Genomic DNA, 21,147 nt, shown 5'->3' with positions numbered 1-21,147 from the left:
TTGTTACACCTCATTTATCAAAAGTTAGAAACAGGAGCCGGGGCCGCCTGAAAATGATAAGCCGCAGCTCCCTTGTTCAGCATATAAATCTGAAACTTCTTCTCGATGACTGCTCGGTATCACAAAGCGGTCATCATATTTGGCAATCGCAAGCAGCCGATACATATCTTCAATTTGCTGTTCTGTTAAGCCGATACTGGAGATCAGTTTCGGGTCGATTGATTTATTCGTCTGGATCGCTCTCATATACTGGCGCATGACAGACATTTTCTTTAACGTTGACCGAATATGATCCGTATCACCGGCCGTTAACAGCTGCGCCAAATAGTCTATCGGTATTCTCATTTGGTCGATAGCCGGAAAAATATCTTCCGCGGATTGCCGGCTGCCTTTTCCTTCAAAGAGATTCATAATCGGACTGAGCGGCGGAATGTACCACACCATTGGCAGCGTGCGGTACTCAGGATGAAGCGGCAGCGCAATCTTCCAGTCAATGATCATTTTATAGATCGGCGATTGCTGCGCAGCCTCTATCCATTCAGCCGGAATGCCTTGTTCTTTTGCCAGTTTGGCAACCTCAGGATCATTTGGATCAAGAAAAACGTCCAATTGGGAATGGTAGAGATCCTTTTCATTTTCAACAGATGCCGCTTCCTCCACTTTGTCCGCATCGTAAAGCATGACGCCGAGGTAGCGGATTCTGCCAACACACGTCTCAGAGCAGATGGTCGGCAGTCCCGCCTCCAAACGCGGAAAGCAGAGTGTGCATTTTTCCGCTTTGTTCGTTTGCCAGTTAAAATAGACTTTTTTATAAGGACAGGATGAGACGCAATATCTCCATGAACGGCATGCGTTTTGATCCACAAGCACAATGCCGTCCTCCTCGCGTTTGTACATGGCGCCGGATGGACAGGATGAGACGCACGCCGGGTTGATGCAGTGCTCGCAAATACGGGGCAAATACATCATAAAGACCTCATCGAATTCTGTTTTGATCGATTCCTCCATCTTTTGTACGTTGGGATCTTCAAGTCCCGTTATGTGGCCGCCCGCGAGATCATCCTCCCAGTTCGGTCCCCATTCGATATTCATGAAATCCCCCGTCAAGGACGATTTCGGGCGTGCTACTGGCTGGTGTTTTTTCTGCGGGCTGTTCGTTAATGTTTCATAATCATAGTTCCAGGGCTCATAGTAATCATCAATCGACGGCTGATTCGGATTATAGAAAAGGCCTGCAAGCCGATTGGTTTTCGAGCCCGATTTCAGCTCGAGCTTTCCTTTTTTCAATGTCCAGCCGCCTTTATATTTGTCCTGGTCCTCCCATTGCTTCGGGTAGCCGATGCCCGGCTTTGTTTCTACATTATTGAAGTACATATATTCCGCACCGGAACGGTTTGTCCACGTGTTTTTGCAAGTGACGCTGCACGTGTGGCAGCCGATGCATTTATCCAAGTTCATGACCATACCGATTTGCGCTTTAATCTTCAAGCCAATCGACCTCCTTCAGCTTGCGGATGACGACGTTCAGGTCGCGCTGATTCCCCGTTGGACCGTAATAATTAAAGCCGTAGCTGAGCTGGGCGTAGCCACCGATCATCTGTGTCGGCTTGACGTGAATCCTTGTCGGGCTGTTATGGGTGCCTCCGCGGTTATTCGTCAGCTTTGTTCCTGGCACGTTGATGTGGCGGTCCTGGGCATGGTGCATAAACGCCATTCCTTTAGGAATCCGATGAGACAAAACGGCTCTCGCGACGACAACACCATTTCGGTTAAAGCATTCAATCCAATCGTTGTCTTTGATATCCGTGTCCTCTGCATCATCTTTATTCATCCACACGGTTGGCCCGCCGCGGAACAGCGTCAGCATTGGCAGTGAATCAAAATACATGCTGTGGACAGACCATTTATTATGCGGCGTCAAATAATTGAGGACGATTTCTTTTCCCTCTTGATCAGGCCGCTTGCTCAGAAACGGGCGATGCTGAAGGATCGGTTTGAATGTCGCCATCGTTTCACCGAATTCCATCATCAGTTCATGATCGACATAATAGGATTGTCTGCCTGTCAGCGTCCGCCACGGAATTAATTTTTCAACATTCGTTGTAAACGGCGAATACCTGCGCCCTCCTTTTTCAGAGCCGGAAAACGCTGGAGACGTGATCACCGTTTTCGGCTGGGCTGTAATTTGTTCGAACGTAAAGCATTCTTCCTCGCGTTCTTCCGCCAGGTCTTTCAGCTTCAGGTTTGTGATGTTTTCAAGTGATTCCCATGCTTTTACTGCGACCTTTCCATTCGAAGTGGATGATAGGGTTAAAATCGCTTCTGCAGCCTGCTTTGCTTCACTTATATTCGGACATCCCTTTGCCACACTGTCCGAGGTGATTTCTCCCAATCTCTGTTTGAGTGATTCATATTCATCGGCTATTGACCAGCTCATCCCTTTTGTTCCGCTCGGCTTTAAAGCAACGTTCGGACCAAGTGCAGTCATTTTATGAAAAATGTGTTTGTAATCCCGTTCAACGACTTGGATGTTCGGCATCGTTTTTCCCGGAATGGCTTCACATTCGCCCTTGCTCCAGTCATTGATTTTGCCGAATGGCTGGGCCAATTCCTGCATGGTGTCGTGGAGGAGCGGCGTCGCAACCACTTCTTTCACCGGCTCCATATTGACTTCTTCTGCCAGATCGGAAACGGCTTTTGACAGCGCCTTGAAAATATCCCAGTCTGACTTCGATTCCCACGGAGCTGAGATCGCCGGAGCAAATGGATGAATGAACGGATGCATATCTGTGCTGCTGAGATCGTGTTTTTCATACCATGTCGCCGCCGGCAGCACGATATCGGAATACAGCGCCGTACCGGCCATTCGGAAGTCAAGATTGATTAACAAGTCGAGCTTTCCTTCCGGCGCCTGCTCCCGCCATTTAATTTCTTCAGGGCGGATGCTGTCGCTGTCGTCATTCATCAAGCCGTTTGTCGTCCCCAACAAATGCTTGAGAAAATATTCATGCCCTTTTCCTGAGCTCGAGATCAGATTTGCCCGCCATACGAAGAGATTTCTTGGGAAATTCACTTCATTATCAGGATCTTCAATCGCGAATTTCAGTTTTTTCTCTTGGAGCTGTGAGGCCACGTACGCACCAACGTCTTCAGGTGTTTCTGCCCCTGCTTTTTCAGCTTCTTTATACAGATCGATGCCATTTTGATTGAAAGTCGGGTAAGACGGAAGCCACCCCAGCCGCGCGGCCAGCACATTGTAATCAGCGTGGTGCTTGTAACGGGATGACGCAGCAATCGGTGATGCCAAATCACTGATCGGCTGGTCCTCATAACGCCACTGATCTGTCGCAAAGTAGAAAAATGAGGTGCCGTTTTGCAGCTTGGGCACGCCCTCCCAGTCCTTTGCAGTTGCAATCGTCTGCCACCCTTCAGCAGGTCGGAGCTTTTCCTGCCCCACGTAATGGGCCCAGCCTCCGCCGTTTACGCCTTGGGCGCCTACAAGTAAAACAAGATTTAACACCGCTCGGTAGATCGTGTCGGAGTTGAACCAGTGGTTAATGCCGGCCCCTACGATAATCATGGACCGGCCGTCTGTATCGATCGCATTTTGAGCAAACTCTCTGGCAATCTTAACGACAGCTTCTTTTTTGATTCCTGTCATTTGTTCCTGCCAGGCAGGCGTAAACGGCTCAGGATCATCATAGGAGACAGCCGATCGTTCGCCGATACCCCGGTTCACGCCGTAGTTAGCCAGTATCAAGTCAAACACGGTCGTGATGTACGTTTCTTCACCGTTCAGGTTCATTTTTTTAATAGGTAGATCCCGCTCGAGCACTTTGTTTCCGTCATTTGAAAAATACGGGATGCGCACCGTGCCGATTTCGTCCTCTATTCCCAGCACAGAGAGACGGGGTTCAATCGGTTCCCCGGTTTCTTCATCAATCATGTGCAGGTTCCATTTCTGCTGCCCGTCCCAGCGCGATCCCATTGTCCCTTGGGGTATGGCAAATGAACTTGTTTGTTCATCCCAAACCGCAGGCTTCCACTGATCATGCTTTGTCTTCCGCCCGATGTCCTTCGCATGCAGAAACCGTCCCGCTGTGTATACGCCATTTTCTTTTGACAGGGTGACGAGAAATGGAAAATCAGTGTATTGCTTCGCGTACTCAATAAAACGTTCAGTTTCTTGGTTCACGTAAAATTCCTGCAGAATGACATGACCCATCGCCATCGCAAGTGCCCCGTCAGTCCCTTGGCGAATACTCAGCCAGTCATCCGCGAACTTTGAGGATTCCGCAAAATCCGGACTGATCGAAATGACCTTAGCGCCTTTATAGCGGGCCTCCGCCAAAAAATGCGCGTCAGGCGTTCTCGTTAACGGAACGTTGGAGCCCCATGTGATGATATAGCCGGAATTGTACCAATCACTGCTTTCCGGAACGTCCGTCTGGTCACCCCAAATTTGCGGGGATGCTGGTGGAAGATCCGCATACCAGTCATAAAAACTGAGCATAGGGCCTCCGATTAACGACATAAACCGGGAGCCTGATGCATGGCTGATCATGGACATGGCCGGAATCGGAGAAAAACCGACGTTTCGGTCAGGCCCGTATTTCATCACTGTATACAGCAGAGAGGCTGAAATCAGCTTCAGCACCTCCGGCCATTCAGCGCGCACAAAACCGCCTTTCCCTCTCGCCTGTTTATAGGACTTCGCTTTTTCAGGGTTTTCGACGATCGATTTCCAGGCGTCCAATGGATTTTGATGTTCTTGCAGTGCCTCCCGCCATAAATTAATCAGTACACCGCGCACGTATGGATATTTCACACGCAGCGGGCTGTAGATATACCATGAAAAGCTGGCCCCCCGCGGGCAGCCTCTCGGTTCAAAATCAGGCATATCCGGGCCTGTTGATGGATAATTCAAATTTTGCCCTTCCCACGTGACAATTCCGTTTTTCACATAAATATTCCAGCTGCAAGACCCTGTACAGTTGACGCCGTGGGTGGAGCGAACGACTTTGTCGTACTGCCATCTGTTTCTGTATACATTCTCCCAATCGCGATCCTCGCGGGTAGTTTGGCTATGTTTATTTGAATGGTGTTCGATAGGAGAGAAATAATTCAATCTCCTAAACAACGGACTCATTTTCTTTTTCTTCATGAGAGTTCACTCCTTCCGAGTCAGGTGATGCTAAGTTCACTATAAACAGAGACAGCGTGTTTCCTTGTGAACTATGTCACACACTCCGCTTTTTTCACAAAATGTTCACACAAAGGAGAAGGAAGGCTGCGTTCAGGCAGAACGCTTGGGTCATTAGCCGCCTTTCAAAGATCAAAAAAACCGGCTCTATTTAAGAACCGGGCTCGGCGTTTTCATCCTGTGATGTATGCAGATACCGCAAAAATAATTGATAGGAACAAAAAACATTTTGCTGAAGCATAGCCAAAAAGTTCATTTGCAGCTGCGGATGATAAGACATCATTTTCTTAAATATGTAATATGGGATGTTGAGAATCAGAATGTCTGAAGTGGCATTGACTGAGATAAAGGGCGATAAATAAAGCCCGCCTTTTTCATCAATCGGAAACACATCGCCTTTTTCCCACAGCGCAACGGTTTTCGACCCTTCAGGGAGCCTTGTGTCCATAAAACGGACACTGCCTTTTAATACAATATAAACAGATTGAGAATGAAGAAAAGATGGAGACTGATCACATGAGCCGCGGATAAACGTGCCGTTTTTCAGCAAGGTTTCGACAATGGATAGAGGCACTTCATTAAACATAGGAAGTTGTTTCAGAAATAATAAATAGTCACACTGATTCATAGGAAAACCTCCTGTGCTAAGGATAGCTTTAGTGTAGCTCGACTGAGCCTGTACAGCAGTGATGTATTTCACAGCCTGTATGATGAATGTCACTTATCAGGAGGGTGACTGCATTTATAATGAAAGAAAAAAGGAGGATTTCGATGAAGGCGCTGATTCCGAAGCAGCACGGCGCGTGGGCGATGCTGCTGATCCCATTTTTACTCGGCATGGTCAAGGGAGGCCCCGTTATTTGGCATATTCCGCTCTTCCTAGGCTGGCTTTTCCTATACTTAGCGGTTTATCCCGTTACGCTTGCCTTAAAAAAGAAACAAAGCAAACCATATCAAAAGTGGATGTGTTATTACGGTTTTCCCGCCTGCTGCTTTTTGATGATCTCGGTCTTTCATAAGCCGCCTCTCATCTGGATGGGCGTTTCTTTACTGCCGCTGTTTCTCATACATATGTATTTTGCCCGCAGAAAAAACGAACGAGCCCTATTGAATGATGTTGCAGGTGTCTTGTTCTTTTGTTCGGGCGGGTTTGCGAGCTGCTGGCTGGGGATGGGAACCCTCGACGGCTGGGCTTGGTTTATTTTCTTGCAGTCTGCTTTATTTTTTATCGGGAGTTCCTTTTATGTGAAATCGGTGATTCGTGAAAGAAAAAACAGGACATTTGCATACTGGTCATGGGGATATCACCTGCTGCTCCCCTTTTTATCCGCTCTTTTCGGAGCAGGATGGGCGTTTCTCGCTTTTATCCCGAGCAGCTTGCGGGCATGGTTTTTTCATGGAAGAGATTGGCCCGTAAAAACGATTGGCATTCTGGAAATCGTGAATGCCTGCTTCTTTTTTGCCGTCATGTGCCTCTTTATGACAAGGTAAAAAAACAAGGACACCGCTGTCCTTGTTTTTTTCAGTCAATATTGCAAATCTCCAGCGGGCAATTTTCACACTCAATCTCACATCGTAAATAGTCCCGCTTGTGCAAAATAATTTTTCCGGATTCGTCTATCGAAATAACCCCTTTTTTGCGGAGATCTCCCAGCATACGGTTGATGCTTTCCCGTGCAGCCGCACAAAACTTTGCCAAATCCTGATTTGTCAGGACAATGTTAATCAGAATGCCGTCGCTTCGCTTCACTCCGTAGCTGTTTGATAAGCGGATAAGGGTAGAATAGAGCGCCCCCTTTTTGCCATGAAGAAGCAGATCCCTGATTTTGGACTGAATCTTCCGGAGGTGCGTGCTCATCCATTTCATGAACTCAAATGTCAAAGCGCCGTTTTGGATTAATTCTTTTTCCAGCTTATTTTTATTAATGACGAGCACCTCGCCATCCTCTAGCACTTTTGCACTGAGCATATACCTTGGTTCTTCAGTGAAAAGTGTTAATTCTCCGACGATATCATGCTTTTGGCAGATTCTAAGCGTCAGGTCTTTTCCATCAGATGTCAGCTTGCCGATTTCAATGAGTCCTGATTGAATCAGATAAAGCTCTTCTGCATCCATTCCTTCTCGAAACAAATACGTGTGTTTTTCCATTTTTCTTTTCGTGCTGATCGATTCCAGCAATTCATGCAGATCGCTGGAAATAAGATCACTATCAGATGGTCGAACAGAGAGAAAATTCATGAGCTCACCTCGAAGAAAGTCACGTTGTGTGTTTATTGTAACGTGAATTGATTTGTACCCATCGAGAAAAAACTAACAATCTTGTGAATGCCCCAGTGTTAGTTGATGCTCTGGCTGTTTCTCTCCGTGTGTGTTTTCATTCTTTCCTGCCAATACATCCATATGACAAGGACAAAACTGGCTAACGCCACCTCTGAAAGCGCCATAAACCCGATCGCGTACTGGCCTGTTGCCTGAAACACACTCGCCAATATGAGCGGAGGAAAAAAGCCGCCTAATCCGCCCATGGCAGACACAATCCCATTGGCAATCCCCGCTTGCTTGGAAAAATAGAAAGGCACCAGTTTAAAAACAGTCCCGTTTCCTATGCCTGAGCAGACGGCCACGGTTAATGATCCAAACGTATAAAGGCCAATTGTCGGCGAGAACGATAGGATAATACCTGATAATGTAAGCCCGGCAAAAACAAACATTAAGATGCGGAGCGGGCTCATTTTATCAGCCAGGAATCCACCCGCAGGCCTGAGCAGCGTAGAAACCGCAATAAAGCCAGCCGTCCGCAAGCCGGCATCTGCAGGATTCAGCCCAAAATGCTCGACCAGAAAGTTCGGCAGATAGATAGTGAAGGCGACAAAGGCACCGAACGTAATAAAATAAAACAGGCTCAGAAACCATAGCACATGATTTCGGTAAACGGCTTTGATTTGAGTCTTAACAGAAACTTTGACCTTCTTCTCATGCCTGTCGCCGAACAAAACGTGCAGTAAGGCAAAGACAGCCAGCAAAACCAGATACATCTGCACGGTTGATTTCCACCCGACGGCTTGAGCGATAACCGGCGCTGCAAATGTCGTAACGGCTGTCCCGATATTTCCTGCACCGTAAATCCCATTGACGACACCGTGCTTTTCTTTCGGATAATATTTCGGGAGGGAGGTCACTCCAATGGAAAACACCGCTCCCCCGATCCCTAAGAAAAAGCCGCCTGCGATTAAATCAAACAGAGAGTCCGCGATACTGATCCAAAATACAGGAAATAAAAGCAGGATGAAGCTGACCATAAACATGAGCCGCGCGCCAAACCTGTTCGTTAAATACCCTAAAGGAATGCGGAGAAGCGACCCGAGGATCACAGGAATCGCCGTCACCAAAGAAATCTCACCCTTGCTTAAATGAATATCTAATGTGATTTGGGAAATGAGTGATGAAATCAGCACCCAAACCATAAACCCTGCCACCAAGCTTAATGACTGTAACGATAATTGAATGTGTTGACGGTTGATCATTTGGCTTGCCCCTTTCAATGATTCAATAATCAGTCTTATCATACAAAAACTCGCCAAACAGGATTGTGAATTACATCACACGTTTTTCTCATAAAAAAAGGACAAAGCCCGAAGACTTTGCCCTTTTGATCGTGATTACATTTTTTCCGGAGCCGATACGCCGATCAGCTGAAGCGCATTGTTCAGCGTAATTTGCGTTGCCTTCATTAAAGCCAGGCGCGCGCGGCTCTTCTCTTCATTTTCAGGGTCGATGACTTTCTCTGCGTTGTAGAAGCTGTGCAGAGCAGAAGCCAGATCATAAATATAGTTTGTGACACGGTGCGGAATTCGTTTTTCCGCTGCTTCCGCCACTGCCTCTGGGAAGCCGCCGATCGTTTTCAGCAGATCGTATTCTTTTTCTGATTGAATATGGCTGAAATCAAGATCTGCCGCCGGTTTAAGTCCCAGCTCTTCCCCTTGGCGAAGCATGCTGCAAATACGGGCATGCGCATATTGTGCATAATACACAGGGTTTTCGTTAGATGTTGATACAGCAAGATCTAAGTCAAAATCCATATGGGTGTCCGCACTTCGCATTGCAAAGAAGTAACGAACGGCATCCAAGCCGACTTCTTCAATCAGGTCACGCATCGTTACGGCTTTACCGGTCCGTTTGCTCATTTTCATTTTCTCGCCGTTTTTGTAAAGGTGAACGAGCTGAATGATTTCTACTTCAAGCGTTCCTTTTTCATAGCCCAGCGCTTCGATTGCCGCTTTCATACGAGGGATGTAGCCGTGGTGATCGGCGCCCCAAACGTTGATCAGCTTATCAAAGCCGCGGTCAAGCTTGTCCTTATGATACGCGATATCAGGAAGCAGGTACGTGTACGTGCCGTCCTTCTTGATCAATACGCGGTCTTTATCATCGCCGAACGTCGTGGAACGGAACCAAGTCGCGCCGTCTTCTTCATAGACATGGCCTTTTTCGCGGAGCGCTTCAAGCGCCGTGTCGATTTTTCCATTTTGGTACAGTGAAGTTTCGGAATACCACACATCAAACGGCACACGGAAGTTTTCCAAGTCCTTGCGAAGCTTGTCCAGCTCGTATTTCAGGCCGTATTCACGGAAAAACGCGAGGCGTTCACTTTCCTCTTCGTTAACGAAACGGTCACCGTATTCCTCAGCGAGACGCTTTCCGATCGCAATGATATCCTCGCCGCGGTAGCCATCCTCCGGCATCGGTTTTTCCAATCCGAGCGCTTCAAAGTAACGGACTTCAACAGAAAGCGCCAGATTGTTGATTTGGTTTCCCGCATCGTTAATGTAGTATTCGCGGCTTACATCGTAACCCGCTTTTGAAAGCACGTTGCACAAGGAATCGCCGACAGCCGCCCCGCGCGCATGCCCGAGGTGAAGGTCTCCCGTCGGATTCGCTGATACGAATTCTACCTGAACTCGTTCACCGTTTCCGATGTTCGTTTCCCCGTATGCTTCCCCTGCTTCCAGTACAGACGGAATCAGCTTTGTTAAATACTGATTGTTCATATAGAAATTGATAAAACCCGGGCCGGCGATATCCAGTTTTTCAATCGAAGCCTTTCCTTTATCAAAATGAGCGACAATCTCTTCAGCGATTTGGCGCGGCGCTTTTTTTGCGACTCTTGCCAGCTGCATCGCCATATTCGTTGAGTAGTCGCCGTGTGTTTTATCTTTCGGTGTTTCTAAAACAACATTGGGAATCTGGCTTTCTTCAGCCAGTCCCGCTTTCAGAACGGCCGCTTTGATTTCTTCTTTCAGCACGTCCTTCATTTGTTCCGCAATGTTCATGCGTGAGTTCCTCCCTCATACGTGATCGTCATATTATGTAAATGCTCCTGCTCGTCTCCGACATGCATGTCATATGCGATGCTGATACGGCCTTTTTCTTCATCGAGATCAGATTGAATCGATTTTGTGCTTGTTTTCAGCTCAAGCTCACCAAATGACATTTTATATTTAGCAATTGTGGAAGCTCCCGTTACGAAACGCTGATTCATTTTGACAGCGCCTGACCTCATGACCAGGACTTCGCCTTCGCTTACTTTCACAATCGTTTTGACTTTGCCTAAGTCGTGTTCTTCATAATAAGATAGATACACTTTATTTTGTTTTACATAGTAAAATCCGGTGGTGCGGAATTCGATGACTTCTTGGTTTCCGTCATCCTCGATCACAGACTTCACATGGAGTGTTATCGGTGTCTCTTGCTTCATTCTGACACGTCCTTTTCATCATTCCACTTTGACTTGAATAGTATAATCATTCGGTTTGTAAACTTCAACTGCTTCTATCTTACCATCATTGCTCATCAGATTTGAAGATAAACCTCATAAAAAGCATTTCCTTATATAGAAGAGAAAATCATATCACTAATTACCTTTAGGAAATGTTACATTTTTCCGAAATCTATCATTTCCTTTTCACATTTTTTTCAAATTATATGTATTGAATTAGTAATTTGATAGTTTTAAGATAAAAGTACAACATAGATCTGCTAGAAAAACAAAAAAAGGGAGGATTCAATTATGAAAAAAGCTGTCATTGTAGAAAACAAAGGTTGTGCAACATGCTCGATCGGAGCCGCTTGTCTAGTGGACGGTCCTATCCCTGATTTTGAAATTGCCGGTGCAACAGGTCTATTCGGTCTATGGGGGTAAGGATCTCCCAAAAGGGCATAGTCATTCTACTATGCCCTTTTTAAGTAAATTACAATTTTTAACTAAAATCTACCTCTTGGATATACATACACAACCGTTTTTCATTTGAATCATATGTATAGGGGATGGTATTTTGTTTATAGAGCAGATGTTTCCATTTATTAATGAAAGTGTAAGAGTTCACCAGCTTCCTGAGGGCGGCGTGTTAGAAATCGACTACTTGCGCGATAATGTCTCCATTTCTGACTTTGAGTATTTGGATCTCAACAAAACGGCTTACGAGCTCTGCATGCGCATGGATGGCCAAAAAACAGCTGAGCAGATTTTAGCTGAGCAATGTGCAGTGTATGATGAATCACCGGAAGACCATAAAGATTGGTATTACGACATGCTCAACATGCTCCAGAACAAGCAGGTTATTCAGCTTGGAAACCGGGCCAGCCGCCATACAATCACCACGAGCGGAAGCAATGAATTTCCGATGCCGCTCCACGCCACCTTTGAACTGACGCACCGCTGTAATTTGAAATGCGCCCACTGTTATTTGGAAAGCTCACCTGAAGCGCTCGGCACCGTGTCGATTGAGCAATTCAAAAAAACGGCTGATATGCTGTTTGATAACGGTGTATTGACATGCGAAATCACAGGCGGAGAAATTTTTGTCCATCCAAACGCCAATGAGATTCTTGACTATGTGTGTAAAAAGTTCAAAAAAGTCGCTGTCTTAACAAACGGAACACTCATGCGAAAAGAGAGTTTGGAGCTTTTGAAGGCTTACAAGCAAAAAATCATCGTCGGCATTTCTCTTGATAGTGTCAATTCTGAGGTCCATGACTCCTTTAGAGGGAGAAAAGGCTCTTTTGCCCAAACTTGTAAAACGATAAAATTGTTGAGTGACCACGGTATATTTGTCAGAGTCGCCATGTCTGTCTTCGAAAAAAACATGTGGGAAATCCACGATATGGCCCAAAAGGTTCGGGATCTCGGGGCGAAGGCGTTCTCTTACAATTGGGTTGACGATTTCGGAAGAGGCAGGGATATTGTCCATCCAACGAAAGACGCCGAGCAGCACCGCAAGTTTATGGAATACGAGCAAAATGTGATTGATGAGTTTAAAGATCTGATTCCGATTATTCCTTATGAGAGAAAACGCGCGGCAAATTGCGGCGCTGGCTGGAAGTCCATTGTGATCAGCCCGTTCGGCGAAGTACGTCCTTGCGCCCTCTTTCCAAAGGAATTTTCATTGGGAAATATTTTTCATGATTCCTATGAAAGCATCTTTAACTCCCCTCTCGTCCATAAACTGTGGCAAGCGCAAGCGCCGCGGTTCAGCGAACATTGCATGAAAGACAAATGCCCGTTCAGCGGCTATTGCGGAGGCTGTTACTTAAAAGGGCTGAACTCTAACAAATATCACCGAAAAAACATTTGCTCTTGGGCGAAAAATGAACAATTAGAAGACGTGGTCCAGCTTATTTAGGAGGGAAACGATTTGTCACCAGCACAAAGAAGAATTTTACTGTATATCCTTTCATTTATCTTTGTCATCGGCGCAGTCGTCTATTTTGTCAAAAGCGATTATCTGTTTACGCTGATTTTCATTGCCATTGCCATTCTGTTCGGGATGCGCGCGCGGAAGGCTGACTCGCGATGAGCATTTTGGATATACACGATGTATCCGTTTGGTATGAACGGGACAACGTCATCTTAGAACAAGTGGATTTACATTTAGAAAAAGGCGCCGTTTACGGGTTGCTTGGGGTAAACGGCGCCGGAAAAACGACACTGATTAATACGCTGACAGGCGTGAACCGCAATTTCAGCGGGCGCTTTACACTGTGCGGAATTGAAGCGGAGGCCGGCATGCCGCAGAAAACATCAGATCAGCTGAAGACTCACCGTTACTTCGCCGCCGATTACCCGCTGCTATTTACAGAAATTACGGCGAAGGACTATGTGTCTTTCGTCCATTCGCTTTATCAAAAGGATTTTTCAGAGCAGCAGTTTGCCAGTTTGGCCGAGGCCTTTCATTTTTCGAAATACACCAACAGGAGAATTTCGGAGCTGTCCTTGGGGAACAGGCAAAAGGTTGTATTGATGACAGGCTTATTGCTGCGCGCTCCCCTGTTTATTTTGGATGAGCCGCTCGTCGGTTTGGATGTGGAATCGATAGAGGTTTTTTATCAGAAAATGCGCGAGTACTGTGAAGCAGGCGGGACCATTTTGTTTTCTTCTCATCTGCTCGATGTCGTGCAAAGATTTTGTGATTATGCGGCTATTCTTCACAACAAACAGATCCAAAAGGTCATTCCGATTGGAGAGGAGACCGATCTGCGGCGGGAATTTTTCGAGGTGATCGGCCATGAATAACATAATCCCCATCATGTCTTTGCTGTTCAAACAGCTTTACAGCCGGCAAGGGAAAAAGAACGCCATCCGCATTGCCGCAGGCCTTGTCATTCTGGCCGTGTTTGAAATCGGGCTGATCCGCCAGGCCGGCATTGATGAATCGGTGTTGCGCAAAACGTATATCATACTCGCGCTTCTTTTGATGAACACATATATGGTGTTTCTTTCCGTGACATCTCAATGGAAGGAATCTTATATGAAACTGAGCTGCCTGCTGCCGATTTCTTCACGGAGCTTTTGGCTCGCCCAGAGTGTCGTTTTGTTTGTCGATACCTGTTTGAGAAGAACTTTATTCTTTTTTATTTTACCGCTGTTCTTATTTGGAAACGGAACGCTGTCAGGGGCGCAAACATTGTTTTGGCTCGGCAGGTTTTCGTTTTTTACCGTTTACTCCATTATTTTCGGAGTTGTGCTAAGCAACCACTTCGTCAAAAAGAAGAACTGGATGTTTCTGCTGCATGCGGCGATATTCGCCTGTGTATGTCTCAGCGTCGCTTTGATGCCGGCCGCCACGCTTCCGCTTTGCGCGGTTCATATGCTGTGGGCGGTGATCATTGACTTTCCTGTCCTTCTGCAGGCGCCTCCGCAGCAGGGCAAGATGCATTCATTTATGCGGCGATCTGAATTTTCGTTTTACAAAAGAGAATGGAACCGATTTATCTCTTCTAAAGCGATGCTGTTAAATTACGCGGTAATGGCGGTATTCAGCGGCTTCTTTTCGTTCCAGATGATGAACACCGGCATCTTCAATCAGCAAGTGATTTATATCGTGATTTCCGCGCTTTTGCTCATCTGCTCGCCGATCGCCCTTTTGTACTCGATTGAAAAAAATGACCGGATGTTGCTCATCACGCTTCCGATCAAGCGGAAAACGATGTTTTGGGCGAAATATCGCTTTTATTCAGGCCTATTGGCAGGCGGATTTCTCCTTGTCGTGATGATTGTGGGTTTCATCAGCGGCCGTCCGATTTCAGTTCTCACTTTTTTGCAGTGCATTGAGTTGCTGCTGGCGGGAGCTTTTATCAGGTTAACTGCGGATGAAAAAAGGCCCTCCTTCAGCTGGCAGACGGAGCAGCAGCTATGGAGCGGTTTCTCAAAATATCGGTCTTATCTGTTTTGTCTTCCCCTATTCTTAGCCACATTAGCCGGCACCGCTGTATCCTTGGCGGTCATTCCGATAGCCGGTCTGGTCATAGTCTATTACCTGCAAAAACAGGATGGTGGTTTCTTTGATACAAGCAAAAGAGAACGGCTTGGAAGTTAACCTGCTGAAGACTCATCAATTTTCAACTATTTCAATCGCCGCGAGCTTTCTGAAACCAATCGAAAGCGCGGTGGAACCTGAGGAAGAAACAATTTATTTTTACGGCGCCGCCGCATACCTGAAGGAGCAAATCATTGACGCTTTTGGTTATGCTGCCGGCAGCCGTTTCATGTACTCAGCGAATCTCTTTTTTGATCAGCAGCTGAAAACCTGCGGGACCCGTTTGATTCACCCATTATATAACGGGAATCTTCATGTTGACGCCCTGCTGAAAACTTTTGCAGACTTGTCTTTCCCTTCTTCTCTTTCATTCGAAGCAGTTGAAAAGGCCAGGAATGAGCTGCTGCTGAGAATCGAAAAGAAATTCACTGATCCCTTCTCCTACTCGGCGGCGCGCTTGGCTGAGGAGGTCTTCGGAAACCCGATGTACGGCACAGGCATGTTTGGCCGGAGAGACAGGATAAAGGCGATTCATCCTAAACGGTTTCTCGACGCAACGGACTTTATCGTTGATTTAGTGTCCCAACAAAAACAGCTGAACATATTGGGACAAGTACAAGCATGTGATGTTCGGGGACATGCCCCGCAAACGTCCGCTGTAACGTCCGGAAGAATACCCGTAAACCGGCATGTTTTTGAAACAGAGACACGCAGCGCTGCAGGTCCTTCCGTCTTGACACTCGGATTTGACTGCGGAGAGATGAAAGATGCCAGCGATTATATCAAAATACAGCTAATAGACGGATTACTGGGAAAGTACGGCCATTCCGCTTTATTCAAGCACTTCAGAGAGAAGGATCTGGCAGTCTATCACGTTATCACCCGTTACGATGTCATGAACAATTTGCTGCTTGTTTCAATATGTACAGATCAGCTTCATGAGAAAGACATTCCCCCGCGCGTTTTGGAAGCTGTCTCAGCTTTTCATACAGATGAGCGGGAACTAGAACAGGCAAAGCAGTTTTTACGCAATGAATTGCTGCTGCAATTCGATTCTCCCGAAGGTCTATTGGCCTATATGGGGATCCTGCGCCGCTTCTCCTGCACGAAAGAAGCCTTGCTGGATGGCATCTCAGGGGTTACATGCCGTGATGTATTGCAATTCATAGCGACCATCAATTATATCGGAGCTCATGTAGTAAGGGGATGAAGAGATGGAAAAGAAAGCCTTTTTTCAACAGCTGGATGAACGAACCGATATCAGATACACAGACAGCGGACTAAAAATATTCAGATTGAAATTCCCCCGCGCCCACCTGCGGCTGTGCAATGTAAAAATCGATTTCGGAAGCCGGGATGTATGTATACGGGCAGAATCCGGTGATACACTGCTTCCGTATGGCACAGCACATTTTTTAGAGCATCTTCTCTTCTGGCATAACGGCCGCAATCTGTACAGTGATTTTTTTGCGCATGGCGCGCTTTTAAACGCATTCACTACCTACACCGATACCAATTTCATGTTTACCTCATTACCGGATCGGCTCAGACAAACGATCCCCATCCTGCTTGATGCTTTATGGAACCACTCATTTGACAAGAAGATTGTCGCTCAGGAAAAAGCTGTGATTACAAGCGAAATTCAAACAGCACACCTTAACCATCAGCTCTCATATCATTATCAGCTGATCAGCATGCTTTCTCCCTCCTCACCAGCTGCCGTTTTCCCCGCAGGCAGAATCGAAGATATTGAGGCGCTTGACATCAATGATTTACAAAAAGCCTATAAGGCTGCCTACCAAGCCCATCGGATGACGCTGTTTTTGATTGGGGGCTCAGAAAATACAGAAACGCTTTTGCCTCCTCACCTCCAGCTGGAAAAGCGTCCGGATTATCATGCTGAAAGAAAAATCATCCCGGCATGCCCTCCAGCCCTCTCACAAAAAATGGTGCTGGGTGATGAGGAGCGGATGGAAGATACCTGGACCGGATTACAGATCGGCGCACTTCCCGGGCAAAACGATCTGTTGTCGATAAAGCTTTATTGGGATATCGCGGCTCGTATTCTATTTCAATTAGATTCACCGTTTTTTCAAGAGATTCAGCAAACGTACTGTCTGGAAATCGATCGCTTGTCAGCCGAGACTTATATATATGAGGATGGCGGTTTCTTGATCCTTCACAGTCAAGGGACCCATTCTTCAGCTTATATCGATGTGGCTTCATACTATGTCACACAGAAGAAAGAACAGGTTGCCGCCTGGCTTCAATACGGCAAGGACTCTTTGACAGACGCGATCATTTATGACAGCGATTATGTGCGTAAATGCTTCGAGTGGGCAGCCGAGTGTGACAGGTGCGATTGCTCGTTTCTTGACATGTACCACATCATTCAAGATATGGATGCGCAGGTTTTCTTGTCTCTCATTGATGCAATGGCATCTTCTAACAAAGCGATCATTCACATTTCTCAGAAAGAGGCGATCAGACAATGAAAAAAAACACTGTCTTTACCCTTTTATTGCTGCTTATAGGTATGGCGGCTTATTCCTTCGGCTGGGTTCAGGCCTTTGCCGAAGCCGCCGCCCAATATGTACAGATGATCAACAATGATGCTGTGCGGCTCGGACTGCTGGCTTGTACCGCTGCCCTCCTGATGCTGCCTGCTTTTCTCTATCTTCACTATGTCACCCAATCCGTGAAAAACATGACAGCAGCTTTTCAGAAACTCACACAGTCTCATCAAAGCTGCTGTGACTTTCAGCAACACAACTTGTGCAGCCGATATGCAGAAGACGTCAAATCGCTGCGTGACAGCTATAAAAACGTCCGCCAAACATACGTGATGGCTGCCGTGTTGTGCCAAGTCATCATATTCGGCTGCATGTTCGAAATCGTTAAAGCCGTCCCTTTCCGCCTTCATACGCCCCCTGCCTTTTCAATGGGACTTGCGATGCTACTGATCCTGTATTTATTGTTTTGCATGCGAACGTATTTGCGGCAGCTTTTCCGGCACGGCAGACTGTTCAGAAAAGTGTTTGCGGGAGCACTGGCAGCAGCCGGGATTTGGTGGATGCTCAGTTTCTCTATAAGTGAACTGCTGTTTCTGATTATCCTGGCTGCCATTCAGCAAATCGGATCATTTATTTATAAACGATTCTCTTATCGCAGCACCGCTTCTCTTGATCTATAAAATAGCTACATCGCAATCGCAGACGGACCTGCGCCAACCGGAATCACCGTCACGGCTGTATAATCACTTGTGCGGTACACGGTCACAGCATTGTCGTTGGGCTGTGCCGCATAAATATACTGTTTGTCCGGCGTTACGGCGAGGTCAAAGGCGCCGGGGAGAGACACGTTTGCAATGATCCTCTGTCTGGCCGTATTAACTACATATAAGTTATTAATGAGAAACGGTTCACTATATGGCTCTAGAAAATAAGCTCTAGTACTATCGAGAGAAAATACAATCGTCATCAGCGTTTCAAATAAACGGCTGAAGTCCCCTCCCCTGCTTAATGGTGACAAACTAATCTCCGTTACACCTTTCGGCCACAGCTCACCATTCAACACGTACGCAAAATTTCCAGCGTAAGGAGTTGCAATTAAACTGGGAAATTCAAATGAATCTATGATACTTTCTACCAACTGCCCAGTATTTACATCATATTTATCAACCGACCAACTGCTTCCATTAGCGGTATAGACATACTGTCCATTCGGATCAAGAGCAAAGTCTAAAGCGCCGGGTATCGGAATGACATCAATGACCGATTGAGAGGCCGTGTTAATCACATATATAGATCCGGCGGCCATCACGTATGCGAACTCATCTGTTGGATCAAATTCGATTTTTCTCGGCCCTCCTCCAACAGTAATGGTATTTATGATGGTTAATGTTTTATTATCAATCACTGAGACAAGGTTGGTATTTCCATGGAGGACATACGTGAATGCTTTATCGAAAGTAACGCCTAGATTAGTTGGCACGTCAGAAAAAGGGATTGTTTTTACAACAGTGTTTAAATCTGCATCAATAACCGAAACCGTGCTGTCTCCAGTATTGGCAGTAAACACATACGATTGAGGGTCTGGTGATGGCGGTAAAACAAGTGTCCCGGTCACCGTAAGCGGACTGCCGTAGAAAGGCGGTACAATGAGCAGATCTTCCACTGTCATTTGACTAAAATCAGGACAGCGGTCAGACTGTGCTGCATAATAAACAACTTGATCAATCTCTTCAGTATGAATCACAGAAACCGCCCCATTGCCTTGTCCATATTGATTTCGCACAGGCGACACACTGACAAGAAGCGTAATGGTCCCTTGTACTCTCACAGCATATCGAACACCGATATCTTCTGGTTCCGGCCCAGTCTGGATTAAGCAAGGCTCACTGATACAGGACAAATTGTCTGTACTCCATGTAACAGCCGCTGACGCTTCGGCCGTATCAACCTTGAAGCCCTCAGGGAAATCTATCGGCACTTGAAACGGCGCTTCCCGGCTAATTTCCTCATCACAAAAACAGAAACAATTTTCCTGTAAAGCAGAAAGATCATTCTTTTTCATGATTTCACGTCCTTTTAGAAATGCACAACATGCAGCGGTTAAATCGTAATGGCACCCGGTGAAACCCCAAGAGATATCACAGTTTCCTCAGAATAATCATCTGTGTTGTAAACAATGATGCTCTGCTCTATAAAACGAGTTGCATACAGAAAATCGCCATTCGGGGTAAACGCATAGTCTGTTGCTGATTGCGGAAGATTTCCAATTACACCTGCTCCATTCGGACTGACAGAATATAAATTGCCAGTGAAGCTGTCATGTAAATACACCTCTGATCCACTCGTAAACATTACATATAGCCCGTCAGGCTCCAGCTCTTGGGTATCCCTGATCGTAAACGTATTTAAATCAATAACCGTCAAATAATTGAATAAGAATTCTTGTTCTAATACATACGCATACCGCTCCGTAGAATCTGTTTCTATGGATGATACGATAAGCTCTCGTTCAATCGTTCCTAAGACTTCACCGGTAGATAAGTCCACTTTTTGCACTAACCCAAAATTAAGAACATAGGCGAACAACCCATTGGGGTCAATTGCAATATCAAAACCTTCTACAGGAATAGACCTCTCAACAGTCAACGTATCAATTCCAATCACATAAATGGCAGTACCGGTGAAAACATAAGCAAACTCATGATTAGGGATAAATCTAATCAATCGAGGCGGCTGATCCAGCAATATAGTTGCTGTCACTGTTAATGTGTCATAATCGATGACAGAAATCACATTATTGTTGGGATGTAAGACAAACACAGCGCTTTTATCTGGCGTAATTTCAATACCTGCCGGATTGTACGGAAGAGCAATCGTTGTCACAACAGTATGGGTGTTTGTATCAATCACAGAAACTGATTGATCATTTGGATTCGCTGTAAACGCGTAGACGGGTTCCGGCTCCGGTACAAGCACAATCGTCCCCGTCACCGATAAAGGACTGCCGTAAAACGGCGGAACAACAACAAGGTTCTCAATCGTGATGTCACTGATATCCGGGCAATCATCCGGTTCATCGGAATAATAGACGACTTGATCGATTTCTGCATTGTGAATGACGGAAACAGCCCCGTCCCCTTGTCCATATTGATTTCGCACAGGTGAGACACTGACGAGTAGCGTAACGGTTCCCTGCAGGCGCACTGCAAATTGAACACCGACCTCATCAGGCTCTGGCCCCGTTTGAATTAAGCAACGGTCACTGACACAAGAAAGGCTGTCTGCATTCCACGTCACGTTTGCAACAGCTTCAGCCGGATCAACGACAAACCCTTCAGGTAATTCAATCGGCGCTTGAAACATGGCTTCTCGGCTTGCTTCTCCCTCACAAAAACATAAGCACTCTTCTTGTTCTGCTCCTGCTTTTTCTTTAAAGGAAAGCTTATTTTTTCTCATACCTTCACTTCCTTTTCAGACATACACTGCTCACGCAGATACAACAGAATATGGAAGGTGAATGTGTTTGCTTGTACAAATTGCCGAGGGTAAAAGTGGTTTTTAAAAAGTATTTCCTCCAACATGCGGTGTAACGAAAGAAAAAATTGCGGTTTTTTTGCG

Annotated in this window: 19 protein-coding genes; 10 read left to right on the top strand and 9 right to left on the bottom strand. The window is 46.2% G+C overall.

The features are described 5' to 3' along the window. Nucleotides 1-24: 24 nt before the first annotated feature. The 3 genes from narH to arfM all read right to left on the bottom strand — a co-directional run bounded on the left by narH (nt 25) and on the right by arfM (nt 5,831). Complete coding sequence (gene narH, locus M1D94_RS02005; RefSeq protein WP_456270401.1) at nt 25-1,488, bottom strand: nitrate reductase subunit beta; 1,464 nt, start codon at nt 1,486-1,488, stop codon at nt 25-27. After that, on the bottom strand, nt 1,478-5,164 hold the full coding sequence (locus tag M1D94_RS02000; protein ID WP_456270400.1) for a nitrate reductase subunit alpha: 3,687 nt from the start codon (nt 5,162-5,164) through the stop codon (nt 1,478-1,480). Before M1D94_RS02000 ends, narH begins: the two co-directional genes overlap by 11 nt. A 190-nt stretch (nt 5,165-5,354) precedes the next feature. After that, nucleotides 5,355-5,831: a Crp/Fnr family transcriptional regulator ArfM gene (gene arfM, locus M1D94_RS01995; RefSeq protein ID WP_003243032.1), complete on the bottom strand. Its 477-nt coding sequence runs from the start codon at nt 5,829-5,831 to the stop codon at nt 5,355-5,357. A gap of 143 nt (nt 5,832-5,974) precedes the next feature. Between arfM and M1D94_RS01990 the strand changes: the two genes are divergently transcribed. Then, on the top strand, nt 5,975-6,694 hold the full coding sequence (locus M1D94_RS01990) for a YwiC-like family protein (RefSeq protein ID WP_161619171.1): 720 nt from the start codon (nt 5,975-5,977) through the stop codon (nt 6,692-6,694). A gap of 31 nt (nt 6,695-6,725) precedes the next feature. On the opposite strand, the gene fnr is transcribed toward M1D94_RS01990, so the two are convergent. The 4 genes from fnr to M1D94_RS01970 all read right to left on the bottom strand — a co-directional run bounded on the left by fnr (nt 6,726) and on the right by M1D94_RS01970 (nt 10,959). Further along, on the bottom strand, nt 6,726-7,442 hold the full coding sequence (gene fnr, locus M1D94_RS01985) for a fumarate/nitrate reduction transcriptional regulator Fnr (protein ID WP_021480833.1): 717 nt from the start codon (nt 7,440-7,442) through the stop codon (nt 6,726-6,728). Nucleotides 7,443-7,540: 98 nt separating this feature from the next. Next, entirely contained in the window at nt 7,541-8,728 is a 1,188-nt protein-coding gene (narK, locus tag M1D94_RS01980; protein ID WP_014478287.1) for a nitrate transporter NarK, read from the bottom strand. A 135-nt stretch (nt 8,729-8,863) separates the two neighbouring features. Further along, the gene (gene argS, locus M1D94_RS01975; RefSeq protein WP_021480835.1) at nt 8,864-10,534 is read right to left on the bottom strand and encodes an arginine--tRNA ligase; all 1,671 of its coding nucleotides are present in this window, start codon (nt 10,532-10,534) and stop codon (nt 8,864-8,866) included. Continuing rightward, entirely contained in the window at nt 10,531-10,959 is a 429-nt protein-coding gene (locus tag M1D94_RS01970) for a DUF1934 domain-containing protein (protein WP_003243604.1), read from the bottom strand. Before M1D94_RS01970 ends, argS begins: the two co-directional genes overlap by 4 nt. 312 nt (nt 10,960-11,271) lie before the next feature. On the opposite strand from M1D94_RS01970, the gene sboA reads away from it, so the two are divergent. Genes sboA through albG form a run of 9 tightly spaced genes read left to right on the top strand, consistent with a single transcriptional unit; the run spans nt 11,272 to nt 18,209 of the window. Continuing rightward, nucleotides 11,272-11,403: a subtilosin A gene (gene sboA, locus M1D94_RS01965; protein WP_003222002.1), complete on the top strand. Its 132-nt coding sequence runs from the start codon at nt 11,272-11,274 to the stop codon at nt 11,401-11,403. Next, nucleotides 11,360-11,512, top strand: coding sequence for a bacteriocin-like protein SboX (gene sboX / locus M1D94_RS01960; protein WP_010886632.1), 153 nt, complete (start codon nt 11,360-11,362; stop codon nt 11,510-11,512). The genes sboA and sboX overlap by 44 nt, the downstream gene beginning before the upstream one ends. Before the next feature lie 24 nt (nt 11,513-11,536). Further along, complete coding sequence (albA, locus tag M1D94_RS01955) at nt 11,537-12,883, top strand: subtilosin maturase AlbA (protein WP_015714887.1); 1,347 nt, start codon at nt 11,537-11,539, stop codon at nt 12,881-12,883. 12 nt (nt 12,884-12,895) lie between these two features. Then, the gene (albB, locus tag M1D94_RS01950; protein ID WP_003222006.1) at nt 12,896-13,057 is read left to right on the top strand and encodes an antilisterial bacteriocin subtilosin biosynthesis protein AlbB; all 162 of its coding nucleotides are present in this window, start codon (nt 12,896-12,898) and stop codon (nt 13,055-13,057) included. Then, nucleotides 13,054-13,773: an ABC transporter ATP-binding protein gene (locus M1D94_RS01945; RefSeq protein WP_072175631.1), complete on the top strand. Its 720-nt coding sequence runs from the start codon at nt 13,054-13,056 to the stop codon at nt 13,771-13,773. Before albB ends, M1D94_RS01945 begins: the two co-directional genes overlap by 4 nt. Beyond that, nucleotides 13,766-15,076: an antilisterial bacteriocin subtilosin biosynthesis protein AlbD gene (gene albD / locus M1D94_RS01940; protein ID WP_456270399.1), complete on the top strand. Its 1,311-nt coding sequence runs from the start codon at nt 13,766-13,768 to the stop codon at nt 15,074-15,076. Before M1D94_RS01945 ends, albD begins: the two co-directional genes overlap by 8 nt. Then, the gene (gene albE, locus M1D94_RS01935; RefSeq protein WP_456270517.1) at nt 15,066-16,226 is read left to right on the top strand and encodes an antilisterial bacteriocin subtilosin biosynthesis protein AlbE; all 1,161 of its coding nucleotides are present in this window, start codon (nt 15,066-15,068) and stop codon (nt 16,224-16,226) included. The genes albD and albE overlap by 11 nt, the downstream gene beginning before the upstream one ends. A 4-nt stretch (nt 16,227-16,230) precedes the next feature. Continuing rightward, nucleotides 16,231-17,511 (top strand): M16 family metallopeptidase, encoded by a 1,281-nt coding sequence (locus tag M1D94_RS01930; RefSeq protein ID WP_456270398.1) that lies wholly within the window; start codon nt 16,231-16,233, stop codon nt 17,509-17,511. Then, entirely contained in the window at nt 17,508-18,209 is a 702-nt protein-coding gene (gene albG / locus M1D94_RS01925; protein WP_456270397.1) for an antilisterial bacteriocin subtilosin biosynthesis protein AlbG, read from the top strand. The genes M1D94_RS01930 and albG overlap by 4 nt, the downstream gene beginning before the upstream one ends. A 5-nt stretch (nt 18,210-18,214) precedes the next feature. Here albG and M1D94_RS01920 read toward each other — a convergent pair whose 3' ends face one another. Both M1D94_RS01920 and M1D94_RS01915 read right to left on the bottom strand, forming a co-directional pair. Continuing rightward, a complete protein-coding gene (locus M1D94_RS01920; protein ID WP_416042660.1) occupies nt 18,215-19,591 on the bottom strand; it encodes a YncE family protein in 1,377 nt (458 codons plus the stop codon). A 38-nt stretch (nt 19,592-19,629) separates the two neighbouring features. Next, nucleotides 19,630-20,985, bottom strand: coding sequence for a YncE family protein (locus M1D94_RS01915; protein ID WP_015250986.1), 1,356 nt, complete (start codon nt 20,983-20,985; stop codon nt 19,630-19,632). Nucleotides 20,986-21,147: the final 162 nt, after the last annotated feature.

The sequence above is a fragment of the Bacillus sp. JZ109 genome, assembly GCF_053903135.1.
This window is presented reverse-complemented; position numbering and strand designations above follow the sequence as displayed.